A 16894-nucleotide genomic window follows, 5' to 3' on the forward strand; every position below is an offset into this window, starting at 1 on the left:
AGAGCTCACCGCCTCTTACCCGCAGACCCTCAGGTTCGCGGGTGGGACGTGTGACTTCCGCCCCGTATCCCACGCAACCGCGCCACGACGGGCGATGTCGCGGGAAGCATTCCGATCCGCGTGCGCAACGACGCCGCATCCCCGGCAGACGAAGATCCCCTGGTCGACACGGTTGCGCTTGCCGACGGGGCCGCCCTCGGCGCACGTCTGCGCGTGTGAGCAGGATCAACGAACACCACCGGCACACCGGCCCGGTGCGCCTTGCAGGTGATGAACTGTCCCAGTTGAGCGAACGCCCATGAGTGCAGTGTGACCCGTCGGAGCTTGCGGAGCCGTACCCTCTGCCGGATCCCCGTCGGTTCTTCCAGGTCGATTCCGCGCGAGGTACGTTCAGCCTCGGCCGCAATGCGTTTGGAAGCGGACCGGTCCGCACCCCACAGCGCGCTGCAGGAATGCTCCGTTTTCTCAGGGCCGCGCCGAACTCAGCTCCGCCGGATGTTGTGGTTGATCCGGAAGGTGTTCGCCGGGTCGTAGCGGGCCTTGAGGCCCGTGAGGCGGTCGTAGTCTCCCGGTTCATAGGCGGAGCGGACGCGCTCGGGCGTCAAGGGCTCGCCGCGGCTGAAGACGAAGTTCAGGCTCGTGCCCATCGTCCACCGCTCGACCTGCGCCAACACCCCCTGGTGGACCGGCCGCACGGTGTCCTCGTCGCCGTCCAGAGGGGACAGGATGGTCAGCAGGTAGCGGGCGTCACGGTGGCCGACCGCGTTGGGCGCCAACGGAGGGCGTGACAGGGCGCCACCCAGGTGGCGGATTCCGAACACGCACATCACAGGTGCGGTCGGTCCGGTCAGGTCCATGAGGGGGCGCACGACCGAGGAGTCGAGCTCGCGGAGCAAAGCGTTGTCCCCGCAGTAGGCGTGTGGCGTGGTCGGCTCCTCATAGATGGAGGCCGACTCCGCATAGGACATCTCCGCCACCGTGTCCTGGAGTCGCGGCCCGATGGCGCGCAGCGGTGCCACCAGCCGCTCGCCCTCGGCCGCGTCGCCCGTGTAGCCGATCCGGATCTGGGCCACGTAGCGTCCGCGTAGGTGATCGGGGAGCTGCAGCATGTCGGGGTAGACGATCGTCGCCACCGACGAGGTCAGTTCCTCGGGAAGCGACCGGGTCCACTCCAGGTAGGTGCGCAGCACCTCCTCGACCAGCGGACCGTCGAACACCAGGCTCCCGCCGTAGATCCGCTCCACCGGCACCAGGTCGACCTCCAGGCCGGTCACCACGCCGAAGTTGTCCCGACCGCCGCGCAGCGCCCAGAACAGGTCCGGGGCGCTGTCGGGTGTGACGTGGCGCAGGCATGCGTCAGCGGTGACGACCTCGATCGCGCGGACGTGGTCGGCCGCGTAGCCGTAGCTGCGGGCAAGTAGGCCCAGTCCGCCGCCGAGAGTGTAGGAGACGGCGCCGACGTTGGGGCCCGAGCCGTTCAATGGGGCCAGGCCGTGGCGGGCCGCCTCGGCGACCACCCGCTCCCACGGCACTCCCGCCTCCAGACGCGCGGTGCGGGCTGTGGCGTCCACGCGGACCCCGTCCATGCGACCGGTGGTGATCAGCATCCCGCCCTCGGCGGCGAACGGTGCTCCGTGCCCGGAGGCCTGGACTGCGACGGGCAGGTCGCACGCGGCCGCGTGCTCCACCGCTGCCCGCACATCATCCGCGCCGGTGGCGCCGACGACCACGCTCGGCCGCTGCTGGAATGCCATCTGGAAGCCGGAGCATTCCTCGGCGTAGCCCTCGTCGCCGGGGCGCAGGACCGGCCCCCGCACCCGGTCGACGAGCGTATCGATCGTGTTCACGGTGTCGCATGTGCTGGTCGAGGCGCACATGGTGTCAGTCGGCATACCAGGGGTGTCCGTCATGGTCAGTTGAAGTCCTCGTATCGCGTGCAGGTCAGAGTCCCGACAAGGTGATGGGATGCGGTTGAGCTGATGCTGATGCGCAGCTCTGTCACCGCTCTTCACCTCGGTGTCCGCAGCGAGGATGCCGACTTAAGTTGACATGTTCCGTCATATTTTTCTACTGATCGAGAAAACGAGAAGCCTGACGGCCAATGGACGGACCGAGATCCTGCTGCCCGGCGTCGGGATGCGCTACGAGCAATCCGGTGCTGTTGTTCCTCATGTCCTATTCCGGTCAGGACGGTTAGCCTGTTGGTGCAGGCCGAGCAATGCGGGAGGGCTGTCCTATGCATGCGGTGCCCCGGCAGATGCTGCTAGCAACTGACTTGCCCGAGCAGACGGGCTCCATGGCACAGCTCGCCGCGCAATACCTGACCGGGTTCACGTGCGCACGGCCATGGGCGGATGTCGACCAGCACGGACGGCGCGGGCGGGAAGAGATCACGACACGCTCGGGCAAGGTCGCCGCGGAGGTCATGACCGAGGTCGTTGCCAAGCTGGACGAGTGTTGCGGGGCAGACCTCAGGGTGGCCGGCAGCGCAGCCTGCACCGGGATCGGCTTCGCGTTACCCGACACCGTTGCCCAGTATGTGATGCGGCTTGTTCCATCAGTTGTGCTCGTCGTCCGGGGAGCCCACGGGTGACCGCAGCGTCCTCTGGTAACGCTCCCTGCCTCTACCGCACGAGGAGCGCAGGTCCACCGCTCAGCGAGAACGGCCGGATGCCATGGAACTGCATGACTTTCCTCTGATCGTCGTCGTCCTAGCCATCGCGGCTGCTGCGGGCCTGGTGGCCACGCGGCTGCGGCAGCCATTGATCGTCGCGTTCATCGGTGTCGGGGTCCTGGTCGGGCCCGCGGGGATGGGGTGGGTAACCGCCGATGACATCATCGTGGTGCTCTCCCGCTTGGGCATCGCCGTCCTGCTGTTCCTGGTTGGACTGCGCTTGGACCTTCACCTAATCCGCACTACCGGCCCAATCGCACTGGCCACAGGCCTGGGACAGGTCCTGTTCACCTCGATTATCGGCTACCTGATCGCCATTGCACTGGGCATGGACACCGTGACAGCCGTCTACGTCGCGGTCGCCCTCACCTTCTCCTCGACGATCATCATCGTCAAGCTCCTGTCCGACAAACGAGAACTGGACCAGCTGCACGGACGCATCGCTGTCGGATTTCTCATCGTCCAGGACATCATCGTAGTCCTGGTGATGATCGCGCTCACGGCGTTCGCGCAGCCGATGGATAACAGCCTCCCACTGGGTATCGCGAGCGTGCTCGCCAAGGGGCTGGGGCTGTTGGCCGCGGTCGGCCTGCTGATGCGGTTCGTGCTGCCCTGGCTGCTCCACCAGATCGCCCGTTCCCAGGAACTGCTGGTCCTCTTCGGCGTTGCCTATGCGGTGTCGGTGGCCGCGCTGAGCGAAGGGCTGGGGTTCAGCTCCGAGGTCGGCGCGTTCCTGGCCGGAGTCTCGCTTGCCAGCACCCCCTACCGCGACGCGCTGGGGGCCCGGCTGGTCAGCCTGCGCGACTTCCTGCTGCTGTTCTTCTTCCTGGAACTGGGCGCGATGCTGGAGTTCACCGACGCCGCCCAGCAGCTCGGCAGCGCCCTGATCTTCTCCGTCTTCGTGCTCGTCGGCAACCCGCTGATCGTCATCGCGATCATGGTGGTCATGCGCTACCCGGTCCGCGTGGGCTTCCTCGCCGGTCTCACCGTCGCCCAGATCTCGGAGTTCTCCCTCATCCTTGCCGCCCTCGGGCTCAGCCTCGGCCATATCACCAACGCCACGGTTAGCCTGGTCACCGTCGTCGGTCTGATCACCATCGGCGGCTCCACCTACATGATCTTGTACTCCCACGCCCTCTACCGCCGACTCGAACGCTGGCTGTCACCTCTGGAACGAACCGGCAGCCGCAAGGCCAAGTTGGAGAGAGACGAGGCGGGCGTGGACGTCATCCTCTACGGCCTCGGACGCTTCGGCGGACACGTGGCCGACCGGCTCAGCGCCGCGGGACGCCAGGTCCTGGCCATCGACTTCGACCCGCACCGCGTCGCACGCAACGACCGCCAGGGCGTCACTGCCGTCTTTGGCAGCGCCGAGGACGTGCACTTTCTGGAGACCCTGCCCCTAGACCAGGCCCGCTGTGTCATCAGCACCGTCCCGTTTCTCGAGACCAATAAAGCCCTCCTGCACGGACTGCGTCACCACCACTACACCGGCAAGATCGCGCTCACCGCTCACAACCCACGTGAAGCCGAGCAACTGTGGGCAGCAGGAGCCGACGTCGTGCTCGAACCCTTCTCCCTCGCCGCAACAGCCGCCCTCGACACCCTTAACGGCCTCACCAATCCCGACGAAAGCTGATTCGGCCAGTTGTCGGCCTGGTGCAGTTCTGAACGCCCAGTGCAGCCGTTTTTCTTGGAGCCGTTGCCCTGTCGGCACAGCAGCACCGAGCTCGACAGCCGCTCGCAGCGCGGGAGCGAGATGAGGGCTCTGGAAGCCGAGCGCCCGCGCTGATTTCCCTGGGGCAAGCTGGAAGGCGTGAAAGCCGATCGACTCCTGTCCATCCTGCTGCTTTTGCAGACGCGGGGGCGCGTTCCCGCCGCCGAACTCGCCGAGCGTCTGGAGGTCTCGCCCCGGACCATCTACCGTGACGTCGACGCGCTGTCGGCGGCCGGTGTCCCGGTGTACGCCGAGCGCGGCAGGAACGGCGGGATCGCTCTCCTCCCCGGATTCCGCACCGACGTCACCGGCCTCACGTCGGACGAGGCGCGGGCGCTGTTCGTCCTTGCGGCGCAGGGCGCGCACGCCGCGCTCGGTCTGGACGGGGCTCTCGGCTCGGCGCTGCGCAAGGTGATGGCCGCGCTGCCCGCTCCGCACCGTCCCGCGGCAGAACTGACCAGCCGCCGCATCCTCGTCGACCCCGACCGATGGATGAGCGGCCCGCGCCGTACGGCCGACCTTGACACGCTGCACGACGCGGTCTTCGCCGACCGCCGACTGCGCATCCGCTACCGCCACAGCGGCGACACCCGCCTGCACACCTACACGGTGGACCCCTACGGCCTGGTGGCCAAGGCGGGGGTGTGGTACCTGGTCGCCGATCGGCGGGGGAGGCCTCGCCTGTTCCGCGCCGATCGGATCGCCGCCGCGATCGTCACCGATATGCCCGTACGTCGGCAGGCGGGCGTGGAACTGGAGGAGGTCTGGCAAGAGCTGCGGAATCAGGTAGAGCACCCACCGGAGGGGGTGTACGTCCGGGCGCGGATCCGACGTTCCCGACTCGACCTGGCCGTCCGCATCCTCGGCTCACCGCCCCTCGTGTCCCCGTCGACCGTTCCGAACACAGAGGAGGACGGGGTCAACTGCCCGGGAGAGCCCGAGGACGACCCGTGGATTCCCATCGAACTCACCTATCCCGTCATCGGCGGTGTCCGCCAACTCCTCCAGTTCGGCGCCACCCTGGAAGTCCTCAGCCCGCCCGAGGCACGCGACGAACTGGCCCGAGGCGCGGCCGCGATTTCGGCCCTCTACCCGGAGAGAGAGCATTGAAGCGCGCGCCTCGGCTCGACCTGCCTGAACCTTGGCCGCGTCACGCCCGCTCGGTGTGGTTCCAGGCACCCATCGGTAGTGCTGATCGCTCATGCGCACACCTTCTTCGCGAACACGGGAGGCCGCAGGGAATTCAGATATCTCAGAACAGCATGAGAGACCAGACCAGGCAGGCGAAGGAACCCGTTGATACCACCGCCCGGACGATGTTCCAGCGCACCCATGTGGCCTCGAACTGTCGGCGGACGGATGTCGCGTCATCGATCTGCTTCGGTGCTCCGGCCGCGTCGAGCTGGTTGTTGAGGGGGATGTTGATCGCGAAGGTGATGACGAGCATCGCCGCGTAGAGCACGAGTGCGGCCACGATCCAGGAAAGCACCGCCGTCCTTCCACCGGCACCAAGTTGAACTGCGGCTGCCGCGATCATCAGGACCGGGGCACCCCCGAAGGCGAGGGCGAACCACCCGTTGAGGATCGCGACGTTGATGCGCTGCATCGCGTCGACGAACGTGCGGTCCTCGGCGCGGCCGAGACCTGGCATGACGGACGTGGAGAAGGCGTAGAAGAGCCCCGCGACGAGCCCGGTGGTCAGTGCGGCCGCCATCAGCGCGATCCCGCGCAGCGTCTCGAAATCCATGCGACAAGTAAAGCGGGGCGGCGGGGCTTCCCTCTAGGGCCGCTGTGACCTCTGTTCCGTGCCGTCAGTCGAAGCGGATGTGCCGCAGTGTGGTCCACCAGCGCCGCGCCCGACGCGTCAGGGCGCTGCCCGAGTCAGGGGCCAGGTGGAGTCCTGCCTCGTCGGCGATGGTCTCGGCGACGGACGCGACCGACAGGTCGTCGGTCTCCAGGTGCGCGGCGAAGTCCGGCTGCCGCAGCGCGGCGAGGCAGGGCTCAAGCCGCCTAGCCGCGAAGCTGTTCCGCCCCTCACCGCGTCCGCGGATGCGCCGCATCAGCGTCTGCGGGGACGCCATGAGGGAGATGTGCCAGACGTCGTGCCCCGATTCCTGGAGCCGTCCGAACATCTCGCGGTGGTACTTCGGGACGACCACCGTCATGGGCACGAGGATGGTCCCGTCGAACCCACGCAGGAGGCTGTCGAGGACCTCGTGCACGCCCTGCCGCCACGCCGCGATGTCCTGGAAGTCGCCGCGCCAGCCTCTGGGCAGCATGCGGTGCAGCCCGAAGCCGAGGTGCTCAGGGTCACAGACGAAGCTGCCCGGCAGGCGCCGGTGCAGTTCGAAGGCGGTCTGCGTCTTTCCGGCCCCGAAAGCCCCGTTGATCCAGATAAGCATGGCGGGAGGCTATACCGGCGTACCGGCCACATGCCCGTCGGCTCAGTCGTCCGCGGGGCGGCGGCTGCGGTAGGCGCGCATCTTGTGGCGGGCGCCGCAGATGTCCATGGCGCACCAGATGCTGTTGTTTCCGGGAGAGCGGTCGTAGTACACCCATCGGCATTCCGGGGAGGCGCACACCTTGAGGCGGGGGCGGCTTCCGGCGAGCTCCTCGGTGGTGAGGGTCGCCAAGAGCGCGCCGACGAGGGCCGTGGTGGCGGTGGCTCCCTCGGTGATGGGGATCGTTGTCTCCCCATCACCTCTCCACTGCGGCGGAAGGAGAGTGGCGCGGGCGTAGTCGTTGAGGACGGCGCGCGCGGACGCGGCGGGCTCCCCGTTCTCGATGTGCTCTCGCAGGGCCTCCCGGAGCCGCACCAGCTCGCCGAGGTCCGTGGCGTCCAGAGCGTCGCCGGCCTCCGCCCATCCGTGGGAGCGCAGCCAGGCGCGGGCGGAGTCCTGGTCGGTGAACGCGTCCTCGCCGTAGAGGAAGCGGGCCGAGTTGCAGAACGTCTCGATCCGTTCCAAAGCACCCGGAGCCGATGGGCGTGTGTAGGGCATGGACTCCACGTTACTGGCTTTAAGGCTATGGTGGTAACGTCTGTTGTTACTGGCAGAAGTCGCCAATAGGTAACGAAAGGTGGGCACTGTCATGGATCACGTGCTTCCCGAGCGATATGAGTCACCGCACGGCACCGTCCGCTGGGCGTGTCACGGCCAGGGCAGCCCCGTCGTCCTCCTGCACGGGACACCGTTCTCTTCCTACGTGTGGCGCGACATCGCCGCGGCGCTGAGCACACGGCACTCCGTCTACCTGTGGGACATGCCCGGCTATGGCAGCTCGGCGAAGTACGACGGGCAGGACGTCTCCCTGGCCGCCCAGCAGTCCGTGTTCACCGCTCTGCTGTCCCACTGGGGTCTGGACCGCCCCGCCGTGATCGCCCACGACTTCGGTGGAGCGGTCGCCCTGCGCACCGCACTGCTCGACGGCGTCCGCTACGACCGCCTCGCCCTGTTCGACGCGGTGAGCCTGCGCCCCTGGGGCAGCGAGTTCTTCCGACTGGTCAACCAGCACGCCAAGGTCTTCGCCGCCCTCCCGCCGCACCTCCACGAGGCACTGGTCCGCAGCTACATCGCCACGGCCAGCCATCCCGGCCTGCGCACCGATGTGCTGGACGCGCTGGTCGCCCCCTGGCTCAGTGACGAGGGACGGTCGGCTTTCTACCGCCAGATCGCGCAGGCCGACGAACGCTACACCGCCGAAGTCGAGGACCGGTACCACGAGCTGGCCTTCCCGGTCCTCGTCGCCTGGGGGAGAGAGGACACCTGGCTCTCGCCCGACCACGCCGTGCGGCTGGCAGAGCACATCCCCCATGCCGTGCTGCGGTGGATCGACCAGGCCGGACACCTCGTCCAGGAAGATGCCCCCGCACGCGTGACGGGGCTCATCAGCGACTTGCTCGCCCGCGAGTGAAGCGGTCCCGAGGAGGGTCCCCGCCCTTCCAACTCCTCCAGCTCTTGCGACGGTCCACACGCCCGGCCGGTGTTGCGCTTCGCCGCGTGCAGATCCAGCTGACCCTGTTGTCGCGGGTCGCGCGTGGTGTACGCGACGGAGACCACGCGGCGGCACTCGCCCACGCCGAGGCCGGGCTCGCGATGTGGGCGGGGCCGACCGCCCCCGATCTCACGGTCGACGCCATCGCCCCGGCCGACGGCCATCCCCGCGACGAAGAGGTCCTGGCCGAACTGCTGCGCTGCGAGGCGGCAACGGCCGGGCCCTCTGCCGCCCTGGCACGCTACGACGCCTACCGCGGGTCCATACGCGACGAACTCGGCACTGACCCCGGCCCCCAGCTGCGGGAGGTGCATCAGCACCCGCTGGAGGCGCAGACGCCCGCCTCCCGCCACGGTGTTCTTCACGAGCCCAACCCGCTGCTGGGCCGCGCCGCCGACATCGCCGCCGTCACGGAACTGCTGCGGACCTCCCGCGTCACGTCGATCGTCGGCACCGGCGGTCTGGGCAAGACGCGCCTGGCCCACGCCGTCAGCCGACAGGTCGAACACCGGGTCGTGCACGTCGTCCCGCTCGCCGGTATCACCTCCAACGCCGATGTGCTCGGCGAAGTCACCTCGGTTCTGGGCGCGGCTGATGCCTGGGCCCCAGCGGCGAGGAGGACCTCCGCACCGCTATCGTCCACGCGCTGGGGCCGAGCTCGTCGCTCCTGGTGCTCGACAACTGCGAACACGTCATCAATGGCGTCGCCGACCTGGTCCACACCCTGGTCACCCTGGCCCCCAACCTGTGTGTCCTCACCACGAGCCGTGCGGCACTGAACCTGTCGTCCGAGGCCGCCTATCCGCTGCCGCAGTTGAGCTTGGCGACCACCGTCGAGCTGTTCGAACAGCGGGCACGGGCGGTCCGCCCCGACGCCGACCTGCCGTCTGCGGAGGTGACGCACCTGTGCCGCCGCCTTGACGGCCTTCCGCTCGCGGTCGAACTGGCGGCGGCGCGGGTGCGCGTCATGTCGGTCGCCGATGTTTGCCGCCGCCTGGATGACCGGTTCGCCCTGCTGCGCGGCGGTGCGTCGCGCGTACCGTCGCGCCAGCACAGGTGCGCGGCCTGCCCGAGCTCCGGGGGATCGGCGCTAAGGGCGGGGTGGCGCCTGCCCTACCGCCCACGCACAGGGAGCTTCACTCCTCGGCCGCCGTGCCCTTGACCATGGTGACGCGCCACAGTCGGCGCGGCAGCTCGCCCTCGGTGAAGGGGTGGAGCTCCTTCAGATGCCAGCCGCGGGCGAGGCTGTCGACCAGTGGTGGCAGACAAGATAGGCCTGAAAGGGGCAACGGCCAGGTCGGCGGGTAGTGGAAGGCCATGGGAGAGACCGTGGTGACAGCACAGGCCCGGATCGAGACCGTCAGCATCTCCGCCCCGGATCCTGGCGTCGTCGCCTTCACCTGGGGTCAGCCAGTGGCGGGTGAGGACTGCGACACCGCCGAATTCACCACCCGGCGCTGCCTGGTGGACCTCGCGCCAGGTGTGGTCCTGCGCCTGGACACGCGCCTCGACGATCCGGCCTACGTAAGAGATAAACCCCTGAGTTCGTTCTGCTGTCCGTCGACGGTGATGCCCGCCTGTCGAACTGCGGACCTGCTCTGGCTCACCCCGGGCAGGCGCGGGTCCACTATCTGGTTTGCGTCGGGGGTCGAGGTGTCGTAGGTTGGGCGTGTTCCTGTGCCGAGGTGTCGGTGGCAGTGACCGGACTCCTGTTCCTTCTGTGTCGATCATGAGGTGACGTCCTATTAACCAGGCCATGTAGTCGTCCGCGTTCCCCGCGTGCTCTGTTGTCGCACGTGTCCGGGGGCGGACGTCGCGCTGGCCTGAGTTGCGTCACCCCCGCAGTTTTCTGTCTTTCCCGGGTGCAGCTCTGCCGTCTGCCCCGGGTTTCGTGTTTTCCGGCCCCGGTGCGGCTGTCGGCAGGGCTCCCCGATTCCTTAGGATCAGGAGTTTCCCGTCGTGTCTTCCTCCGCGCTCGATAACGAGCCGCAGCGCACCACCCAGTCCCCAGACCACCCAGCACCTCACCACCCGAATATGGCCTTGGCGGCCCGGATCGCCCTCTTGGTGCTGCTGACCGCCGAGCTGATGGACATCCTCGACCAGTCGGTCGTGCTGACCGCTCTGCCCGCGATCCAGGAATCGACCGGCGCCGGACCGGCCGCATTGCAGTGGCTGACCACCGGCTATTCCCTGCCCGTCGCCATCGGGCTGATCACCGGCGGGCGCCTCGGCGACCTTTACGGCCGGCGCAGGCTCCTCCTCATTGGCACCGTCGTGTTCACCACGGCCTCGCTGCTGTGCGGCCTCGCCGCCGGGCCGGGCGTGCTGATCGGCGCCCGCGCGTTTCAGGGCGTGGGAGTGGCGCTGATGATCCCGCAGGTCCTGGCCACCCTCCATGTCACCTTCGAGGGGCAGAACCGCAGCAAGGCGTTCGGCCTCTACGGGGCCGTTCTCTCGGTCGCCAACGTCCTGGGGCCGGTGATGGGCGGCCTGCTCACCGAAGCGGATCTGTTCGGGCTGTCCTGGCGGCCGATCTTCCTGGTCAACGTGCTCGTCGGCCTCGCCGTCATCCTCCTGGGGCGCAAGTTCATCCCCGAGTCGACCGAGAAGATGGCCGACCGGCCCGACCTGACCGGCATGGCGCTGTCCGCACTAGCCATCGTCCTGATCATCTTTCCGCTCACCGAGGGGCACCTCCACCACTGGCCGATGTGGTGCTTCGGCCTGCTCGCCGCAGGTCTTCTCACGCTCGGCGTCTTCCTGCGCCACCAGCAGCGCAAGCAGAACAACGCACCCCTCGTGCCCCTGTCCCTCTTCCAGGGGCGGCAGTTCCCCGGCGGCATGGCCGCGCAGCTGATGCACGGCCTGCTGTGCGGGCTGTTCTTCATGACCTGGGCCCTCTACCTCCAGCGCGGCCTGGGCATGAGCCCCTTCCACGCGGCCCTGGCCTTCGTACTGCTCTCCCTCGGAGAGCTGGCCGGCGCGACGATCGCGGCGAAGAGCGCCGGGCGCTTCGCCCGCCGCCTTCCCCAGACCGGAGCCCTGATCACGATCGCCGCGATGGCTGGCTACGGACTCCAGATCGCAGCAGGCCGGGCGGACCTGACCCTGCTGGGGATGACAGCCCCGGTGGTACTGATAGGCTTCGGCCTCGGCATGGTCAGCGGCCCGCTCGCCGACATGTCGCTGGCCAAGGTCCCGCACGACAACGCCGGGGCCGCATCGGGCCTGTTCAACACCGCCATGCACCTGGGCATCGCCCTCGGTACCGCGCTGACCGCCCTGGTGTTCTTCGCCACCACCGACGGCTCACCGGATGCCGCACTCAACCGTGGCGCGTTCCTCACCGTGCTGTGGTGGGTCGCAAGCCTCCTCGCCCTGATGTGGGCGCTGATGTTCTGCCTGCCCAAGCGCCCGAGCAGCCAGACCGGGTAAACCAGTTTGCCAAGGCGGCGGCACCGGGCCGGGTGCCGCCGCCTCGTCCTCTCCCTGTACACCTCATGCAGCCACGAGGGGTGAAGCCTCACGTCCACGTTCAACAACCCGACCTTGCGGACACCTACGGGCACGGGAGCGGTAAGACGGCAGCGGCCGGGCCGAAATACTGCCCGCCGAAAACGCTAGGTAGGACTTCACAATATCGGCGCACGCTCTGAAGGCACACTCTTCGCCATGCTGGTCACCACCACCCGGCGGCGCAGCGTCCGACTGCACCGAACAAGGGTGATCGTCATGCCCGCCAACATGACATGTACAGTTTGTACACGTTAATCCAGGACATGTGTGGCTGAGCCATGTCACTCAGCTACGCACTCCTCGGCATGCTGGCCTACGAGCCCTTCAGCGGCTACGACCTGAAGAAGAGGTTCGACGGGGAGCTGGGGGAGTACGCCTGGCACGCTCCGCACACCCGCATCTACCCCGAACTCGTCAAGCTCGCCGATGAGGGCCTGATCGAGGTCACCGACGAGGGAGCCCGCGGACGCCGCACCTACGCGGCCACCGAGGCCGGACGCGCCGAGCTCCGCCAGTAGCTCTTCACCCCCCAAGACGAAGAGCGGGCGCGCAACGTTCACGTCCTACGCCTGTTCCTGCTCTCGGAACTGGAGCCGGACGACGCGCGGCAGCTCCTGCGCATGCACGCCGACGAGAGCGACCGCGAGGCGCAGAAGCTGGCCGAGATCACGGCCGCCCTCGACGCGAAGCACATCCGGGCGAACGCCCGCAGTTCGGCCGCGTGGCCGCAGAGTTCGGCCTGCGCATGCACCGCGCGCGCCGCGACTGGGCCCGGTGGGCCCTGGACCGGATGGGGTGAGGCGTGCCCACCACGATGCTCCGCCCGCGGCCGGTCAGGCGGGCGACGGCCGACCAGGCCAGTGGCTGTTGCTGGGCATCTGGGCCTACCGCCGATCCTGGGCGGGCAACGAACGCCCCAGCGTCCTGCTCGACCTGGCCACCAACCGGCTGGTGGAGGCCAAGATCCTGCTGCCGGGCGTGACCACCCTGGAACGCCTCATCGCCGGGGTACGCGAGCGGGTGGCGCTGCGCCAGTTCAAGCTGCTGGCCGCCGCCCCCACGGCCGCGCCAGCACAGGTGCGCGGCCTGCCCGAGCTCCGGGGGATCAGCGCTAAGGGCGGGGTGGCGCCTGCCCTACCGCCCACGCACAGGGAGCTTCACTCCTCGGCCGCCGCGCCCTTGACCATGGTGACGCGCCACAGTCGGCGCGGCAGCTCGCCCTCGGTGAAGGGGTGGAGCTCCTCCAGATGCCAGCCGCGGGCGAGGCTGTCGACCAGGGGCCGGTCGAAGAAGTGGACGGCGAAGCCCCCGTGCTCGTAGATGTCGTCGCCGTGGCTGATGCCGGTGCCGTAGTGGGCGTCTCCGGTGTGTCGGACCGTGTAGACCAGCTGCCCTCCCGGCCGCATGACCCGGCCGATCTCCGCGACCGCGGCGCGGATCTCCGCTGTCGACAGTGCCATGCACAGGAGCATGTGGGCGAACACCCCGTCCATGGAGGCATCGGCGAAGGGGAGGGGATGGCGCACATCGTGGACGTGTGTGCGCACGCGCTCGCCGACGCCGCGGCTGATCGCCGCGCACTGCAGCTGCCGGAGGGCGGTGGCGCTGAAGTCCGCCGCCTCGACGATGAACCCCCGCTCGGCCAGCCACAGGGCATCGCGGCCGTGTCCGGCGCCCAGCTCCAGCACCCTGCGCGCACGATCGGCCGTGAACGCCCTCCCGGCGTGCCGGGCGGCCTCGGAGGGGTGGGAGCCGTACATGTGCGGGTTGTGGCCGTAGACGTCCTGCCAGTGCTCGCGCTGGGCCGCACCGAGTTCGTCGTCCATCGTCGCCGTCCCTCCTCGTCTCGTGGTCGTGGCGCCGCGGCCGAGATCTGGCCCCAGCCGCGTACCGCGTCGGCGGGACCGGTCGGCTGGCGCCTCAGCAGCCAATCGCATAATATTCCATGGAACTATGGAAAATCGAGGTGGGAGCATGGACCACACCGACCTCTTCAACGCGATGGCTGCCACGGGCAAGGCCCTCGCGCACGGCAAGCGCCTGGAGATCCTGCAACTGCTCGCCCAGGCTGAGCGGCCCGTCCAGGACCTCGCCACTGCCGCCGGGTTGAAACTCACGACGGCCTCGGCCCACCTGCAGGTCCTCCGCCAGGCCGGGCTGGTGGCCGCACGCAACGAAGGGACCAAGATCTTCTACCGGCTGGCGGGTGACGACGTCGCCGCACTCACGTCGCTACTGTGCCGGGTGGCCGACGCCCACCGGGCCGAGGTTGAGGCCACACGCCGCGCCCACCTTGACGACACCGACCTGCGCATGGTCGGCCGCGACGAACTCATGGCCGCGGCCGCCTCCGGCCAGGCGATGGTGCTGGATGTGCGCCCGGCCGACGAGTATGCCGCCGGGCACATCCCCGGCGCGGTGTCGGTACCCCTGGAGGAACTGGCCGATCGGCTGGCCGAGATTCCCGAGGACACCGAGGTCGTTGCCTACTGCCGGGGCCGCTACTGCGTGATGTCGTACGACGCCGTCCGACTGCTCACCGCCCACGGCCGCGATGCGGCGCTCCTGGACGAAGGAATCCTCGAATGGCGCTCGGCGGGCCTTCCCGTCACCAGCTGATCCTCACCCCCGACCGAAAGGCCCGTCCGTGACGACCACGCCCACCGTTGCCGCCCCTGCCCAGGCGGCCCACCCCGACCAGCGGCGCATCCTCGCCGTGCTGATCGCAGCCCAGGTCCTCAGTGGCGCCGGACTGGCAGCAGGGATCACCGTGGGCGCTCTCCTCGCCCAGGACATGCTCGGCGCGACCGGCCTGGCCGGGCTGCCCAGCGCGCTGTTCACCATCGGATCGGCGGCCGCTGCCGTCCTGATCGGGCGCGCCTCTCAGCGGTCCGGACGCCGACTCGGCCTGGCCGGAGGCTACGCCGGCGGTGCGCTGGGCGCGCTTGGTGTGGTCGCCGCAGCCGCCCTCGGCAGCGTGCCTCTGCTGTTCGCCTCGCTGTTCGTCTACGGCGCCGGAACCGCCACCAACCTCCAGGCCCGCTACGCCGGAGCCGACCTGGCCGCCCCATCGCGGCGCGCGCGGGCGGTGAGCATAGTGCTGGTGGCCACGACGCTAGGCGCGGTGGCCGGACCGAACCTCGTTACGCCGCTGGGCGGAATGGCCGATGCGGTGGGTATCCCGCCCCTGGCCGGGCCTTTCATGTTGGCCGCCGTCGCCTACGCGGCGGCCGCGGTGGTGCTGTGGTTCCTGCTGCGCCCCGACCCACTGGCCACCGCCCGAGCGCTGGCTGCGGCTGAGACCGCTGCTCCGCGCGTCGCGACGTCGCCGGAGGGTGTGCAGGATGCAGTGGAAGGCGTTCCCTCCGGCGACGTGCGCTACCTGCTGACGGGAGCGGCGGTCATGGTCATGGCCCAGCTCGTCATGGTCGCGATCATGACCATGACACCTGTGCACATGGCCCACCACGGCCACTCGGTCGGAGCGGCCGGGGTGGTCATCTCCATCCACGTCGCCGCGATGTTTCTGCCTTCGCCACTGAGCGGATACCTGGTCGACCGCTTCGGACGCCTCCCCGTAGCGGCGGCCTCGGGCCTGACCTTGTTGGCCTCCGGACTGCTGGCCGCCTTCGCACCCCCGGACTCGGTGGTGCTGCTCGCCGTGGCCCTGGCATTGCTGGGCCTGGGATGGAGCTTCGGGCTGGTCGCCGGCACCGCAATCGTCACCGACGCCGTGCCCGTCACCACCCGCGCCAAGACCCAGGGCTGGGTGGACGTGGCCATCGCCGTCTCAGGGGCAGGCGGCGGTCTGGTCTCCGGGTTCGTCGTGGCGGCCGGAAGCTACGCGGTGCTGTCCATCGGCGGGGGAGTGGTGGCTCTGGGGCTTCTGCCCCTCATTGCTTATGTGTCCCGCCCCCGAGAGCCCAGGACGTGAGGAACGCTTGCCACTCTGTGCCGCTGAAGGCGAGGTTCGTGCTCGTCGGATTCATCGAGTCGCGGACATCGATACCTCTGGGAGAGATACGCACCTCTACGCAGGCGTTACTCGCCCCGGCGCTGTAGCTGCTCTTGAACCAATCGGTCGTGCGGGTCATGCCCAACTCTCCTTCAGATACCGGAGCAGGAGGTAACGGGACTCATCCACCGTCAACGCGATCTCCGTAGATCGACGGAATGCCCGCATAAGAGATGATGTGTCCTCTTCACTGTCATAGTAAGTGCAGGGCCCGAAAATGACCGTGGCGCAACCGATCCGGGGGGCGACGTCGAACCCGAGTACGATGATCCCACCACCCAATAGTGGGTTGCTCTTGGTTTCCTTTGGAACCACTTGGACGGTGAGGTGCGGATGTCCTTCCATCAGCTGGAGCATGTGCAGAATCTGACCGCGCATCACTGAGGGACTTCCGACTTCGTGGTGCAGCGCGTCCTCGCCCACGACGAAGGCCAATCGCTTGGGCGGAGATACCGCGAACACTCGGCGCTGTTGCCTCTCACGAAACGCGACCCGCTTCTCGACCTCCACCTCCGACGATTCCCACCAGACGCCATCACACGACCGGATCACTTCACGCAGATAGTCGGGCGACTGCGCGAGCCCCGGGATGATACCTGGCTCATAGGAGCAGATCTCGGCAGCATCGGCCTCCAAGTCAGACAGACGCTGAAACGAGCCGGGCAAGTTATCGGTGTAGGTCCTCCGGCGACTGCGACGTCGCGCTTCCACTCCGAGCGAAAGAACCGTCTCACGCTCATGTTCATCGACCTCGAAGTAGTCCAGGAGCGTGGTGAGGTCCTCGACGGCCATAGCCGCGACACCGTTCTCCACCTGGCTGATCTTGGCGGCGGTTCGGCCGATGGCGTTTCCGGCCTGTGTTTGCGAACGTCGAGCCTGCTCTCGTAGCCGTCGCAATGTCAGGCCCAGCTGCCGTCGTGCGACGGTCGGCCTGGCGTTCCCCATCGATTACCTCCACCACGAAGGAATTCGCAGA

General features: G+C 68.4%; 19 protein-coding genes and 2 pseudogenes. 12 read left to right on the forward strand and 9 right to left on the reverse strand.

Annotated features, from left to right (window positions below):
- Positions 1 to 15: 15 nt before the first annotated feature.
- Both ABD259_RS11605 and ABD259_RS11610 read right to left on the reverse strand, forming a co-directional pair.
- Positions 16 to 416, reverse strand: a pseudogene (locus ABD259_RS11605) (zinc ribbon domain-containing protein); the annotation flags it as partial.
- A gap of 66 nt (positions 417 to 482) precedes the next feature.
- Entirely contained in the window at positions 483 to 1910 is a 1428-nt protein-coding gene (locus ABD259_RS11610) for an FAD-binding oxidoreductase (RefSeq protein ID WP_344162177.1), read from the reverse strand.
- A gap of 347 nt (positions 1911 to 2257) precedes the next feature.
- Here ABD259_RS11610 and ABD259_RS11615 point away from each other — a divergent pair, with 347 nt between their 5' ends.
- From ABD259_RS11615 to ABD259_RS11625, 3 genes are all read left to right on the forward strand, one after another.
- On the forward strand, positions 2258 to 2593 hold the full coding sequence (locus tag ABD259_RS11615) for a hypothetical protein (protein WP_344162180.1): 336 nt from the start codon (positions 2258 to 2260) through the stop codon (positions 2591 to 2593).
- Positions 2594 to 2675: 82 nt separating this feature from the next.
- The gene (locus ABD259_RS11620) at positions 2676 to 4313 is read left to right on the forward strand and encodes a cation:proton antiporter (RefSeq protein WP_344162183.1); all 1638 of its coding nucleotides are present in this window, start codon (positions 2676 to 2678) and stop codon (positions 4311 to 4313) included.
- A 177-nt stretch (positions 4314 to 4490) separates the two neighbouring features.
- Positions 4491 to 5501, forward strand: coding sequence for a helix-turn-helix transcriptional regulator (locus ABD259_RS11625; RefSeq protein WP_344162185.1), 1011 nt, complete (start codon positions 4491 to 4493; stop codon positions 5499 to 5501).
- Positions 5502 to 5643: 142 nt separating this feature from the next.
- Here the strand turns inward: ABD259_RS11625 and ABD259_RS11630 are convergent, their stop codons facing one another.
- The 3 genes from ABD259_RS11630 to ABD259_RS11640 all read right to left on the reverse strand — a co-directional run bounded on the left by ABD259_RS11630 (position 5644) and on the right by ABD259_RS11640 (position 7390).
- Positions 5644 to 6138, reverse strand: coding sequence for an anthrone oxygenase family protein (locus ABD259_RS11630; protein ID WP_344162188.1), 495 nt, complete (start codon positions 6136 to 6138; stop codon positions 5644 to 5646).
- Between the two features lie 64 nt (positions 6139 to 6202).
- Positions 6203 to 6793, reverse strand: coding sequence for an AAA family ATPase (locus tag ABD259_RS11635; protein ID WP_344162191.1), 591 nt, complete (start codon positions 6791 to 6793; stop codon positions 6203 to 6205).
- A gap of 42 nt (positions 6794 to 6835) precedes the next feature.
- Entirely contained in the window at positions 6836 to 7390 is a 555-nt protein-coding gene (locus ABD259_RS11640) for a CGNR zinc finger domain-containing protein (protein ID WP_344162194.1), read from the reverse strand.
- Positions 7391 to 7481: 91 nt separating this feature from the next.
- On the opposite strand from ABD259_RS11640, the gene ABD259_RS11645 reads away from it, so the two are divergent.
- The 3 genes from ABD259_RS11645 (at position 7482) to ABD259_RS11655 (ending at position 9546) form a co-directional block, all read left to right on the forward strand.
- Positions 7482 to 8303 (forward strand): alpha/beta fold hydrolase, encoded by an 822-nt coding sequence (locus ABD259_RS11645; protein WP_344162197.1) that lies wholly within the window; start codon positions 7482 to 7484, stop codon positions 8301 to 8303.
- 86 nt (positions 8304 to 8389) lie between these two features.
- Positions 8390 to 9163, forward strand: a complete 774-nt coding sequence (locus ABD259_RS11650) for a BTAD domain-containing putative transcriptional regulator (protein WP_344162200.1) — start codon at positions 8390 to 8392, stop codon at positions 9161 to 9163.
- Between the two features lie 35 nt (positions 9164 to 9198).
- Positions 9199 to 9546 carry a hypothetical protein gene (locus ABD259_RS11655; RefSeq protein ID WP_344162203.1) on the forward strand — a complete coding sequence of 116 codons (348 nt, stop codon included), beginning with the start codon at positions 9199 to 9201 and terminating at the stop codon, positions 9544 to 9546.
- Here ABD259_RS11655 and ABD259_RS11660 read toward each other — a convergent pair.
- On the reverse strand, positions 9521 to 9703 hold the full coding sequence (locus ABD259_RS11660) for a hypothetical protein (RefSeq protein ID WP_344162206.1): 183 nt from the start codon (positions 9701 to 9703) through the stop codon (positions 9521 to 9523). The genes ABD259_RS11655 and ABD259_RS11660 overlap by 26 nt on opposite strands.
- Between ABD259_RS11660 and ABD259_RS11665 the strand changes: the two genes are divergently transcribed.
- The 4 genes and pseudogenes from ABD259_RS11665 to ABD259_RS25855 all read left to right on the forward strand — a co-directional run.
- Positions 9702 to 10046, forward strand: coding sequence for a hypothetical protein (locus ABD259_RS11665; RefSeq protein ID WP_344162209.1), 345 nt, complete (start codon positions 9702 to 9704; stop codon positions 10044 to 10046). The genes ABD259_RS11660 and ABD259_RS11665 overlap by 2 nt on opposite strands.
- Positions 10047 to 10343: 297 nt before the next feature.
- Entirely contained in the window at positions 10344 to 11822 is a 1479-nt protein-coding gene (locus ABD259_RS11670) for an MFS transporter (protein WP_344162212.1), read from the forward strand.
- 359 nt (positions 11823 to 12181) lie between these two features.
- Positions 12182 to 12421, forward strand: coding sequence for a PadR family transcriptional regulator (locus tag ABD259_RS11675; protein WP_344162215.1), 240 nt, complete (start codon positions 12182 to 12184; stop codon positions 12419 to 12421).
- Between the two features lie 277 nt (positions 12422 to 12698).
- A pseudogene (locus ABD259_RS25855) lies at positions 12699 to 12896 on the forward strand (DUF4158 domain-containing protein); the annotation flags it as partial.
- 164 nt (positions 12897 to 13060) lie between these two features.
- On the opposite strand, the gene ABD259_RS11680 reads toward ABD259_RS25855, so the two are convergent.
- A complete protein-coding gene (locus ABD259_RS11680) occupies positions 13061 to 13729 on the reverse strand; it encodes a class I SAM-dependent methyltransferase (RefSeq protein WP_344162218.1) in 669 nt (222 codons plus the stop codon).
- Positions 13730 to 13877: 148 nt separating this feature from the next.
- Between ABD259_RS11680 and ABD259_RS11685 the strand changes: the two genes are divergently transcribed.
- A complete protein-coding gene (locus tag ABD259_RS11685) occupies positions 13878 to 14522 on the forward strand; it encodes an ArsR/SmtB family transcription factor (protein WP_344162221.1) in 645 nt (214 codons plus the stop codon).
- A gap of 28 nt (positions 14523 to 14550) precedes the next feature.
- Positions 14551 to 15837 (forward strand): MFS transporter, encoded by a 1287-nt coding sequence (locus ABD259_RS11690; RefSeq protein ID WP_344162224.1) that lies wholly within the window; start codon positions 14551 to 14553, stop codon positions 15835 to 15837.
- Here ABD259_RS11690 and ABD259_RS11695 read toward each other — a convergent pair.
- A complete protein-coding gene (locus tag ABD259_RS11695) occupies positions 15797 to 15997 on the reverse strand; it encodes a DUF397 domain-containing protein (RefSeq protein WP_344162227.1) in 201 nt (66 codons plus the stop codon). The two genes, ABD259_RS11690 and ABD259_RS11695, sit on opposite strands and share 41 nt — an antisense overlap.
- A complete protein-coding gene (locus ABD259_RS11700; protein WP_344162230.1) occupies positions 15994 to 16863 on the reverse strand; it encodes a helix-turn-helix domain-containing protein in 870 nt (289 codons plus the stop codon). The genes ABD259_RS11695 and ABD259_RS11700 overlap by 4 nt, the downstream gene beginning before the upstream one ends.
- Between the last annotated feature and the right edge of the window lie 31 nt (positions 16864 to 16894).

Source organism: Nocardiopsis rhodophaea, assembly GCF_039530945.1.
Classification (GTDB): domain Bacteria; phylum Actinomycetota; class Actinomycetes; order Streptosporangiales; family Streptosporangiaceae; genus Nocardiopsis_C; species Nocardiopsis_C rhodophaea.

Bases quoted from the DNA above. Each gene is read 5' to 3' on its own strand.
- ABD259_RS11610 (WP_344162177.1), bottom strand. From the start codon at position 1,910: ATGACGGACACCCCTGGTATGCCGACTGACACCATGTGCGCCTCGACC.
- ABD259_RS11615 (WP_344162180.1), top strand. From the start codon at position 2,258: ATGCTGCTAGCAACTGACTTGCCCGAGCAGACGGGCTCCATGGCACAG.
- ABD259_RS11620 (WP_344162183.1), top strand. From the start codon at position 2,676: ATGGAACTGCATGACTTTCCTCTGATCGTCGTCGTCCTAGCCATCGCG.
- ABD259_RS11630 (WP_344162188.1), bottom strand. From the start codon at position 6,138: ATGGATTTCGAGACGCTGCGCGGGATCGCGCTGATGGCGGCCGCACTG.
- ABD259_RS11635 (WP_344162191.1), bottom strand. From the start codon at position 6,793: ATGCTTATCTGGATCAACGGGGCTTTCGGGGCCGGAAAGACGCAGACC.
- ABD259_RS11640 (WP_344162194.1), bottom strand. From the start codon at position 7,390: ATGCCCTACACACGCCCATCGGCTCCGGGTGCTTTGGAACGGATCGAG.
- ABD259_RS11645 (WP_344162197.1), top strand. From the start codon at position 7,482: ATGGATCACGTGCTTCCCGAGCGATATGAGTCACCGCACGGCACCGTC.
- ABD259_RS11665 (WP_344162209.1), top strand. From the start codon at position 9,702: ATGGGAGAGACCGTGGTGACAGCACAGGCCCGGATCGAGACCGTCAGC.
- ABD259_RS11660 (WP_344162206.1), bottom strand. From the start codon at position 9,703: ATGGCCTTCCACTACCCGCCGACCTGGCCGTTGCCCCTTTCAGGCCTA.
- ABD259_RS11675 (WP_344162215.1), top strand. From the start codon at position 12,182: ATGTCACTCAGCTACGCACTCCTCGGCATGCTGGCCTACGAGCCCTTC.
- ABD259_RS11680 (WP_344162218.1), bottom strand. From the start codon at position 13,729: ATGGACGACGAACTCGGTGCGGCCCAGCGCGAGCACTGGCAGGACGTC.
- ABD259_RS11685 (WP_344162221.1), top strand. From the start codon at position 13,878: ATGGACCACACCGACCTCTTCAACGCGATGGCTGCCACGGGCAAGGCC.
- ABD259_RS11695 (WP_344162227.1), bottom strand. From the start codon at position 15,997: ATGACCCGCACGACCGATTGGTTCAAGAGCAGCTACAGCGCCGGGGCG.
- ABD259_RS11700 (WP_344162230.1), bottom strand. From the start codon at position 16,863: ATGGGGAACGCCAGGCCGACCGTCGCACGACGGCAGCTGGGCCTGACA.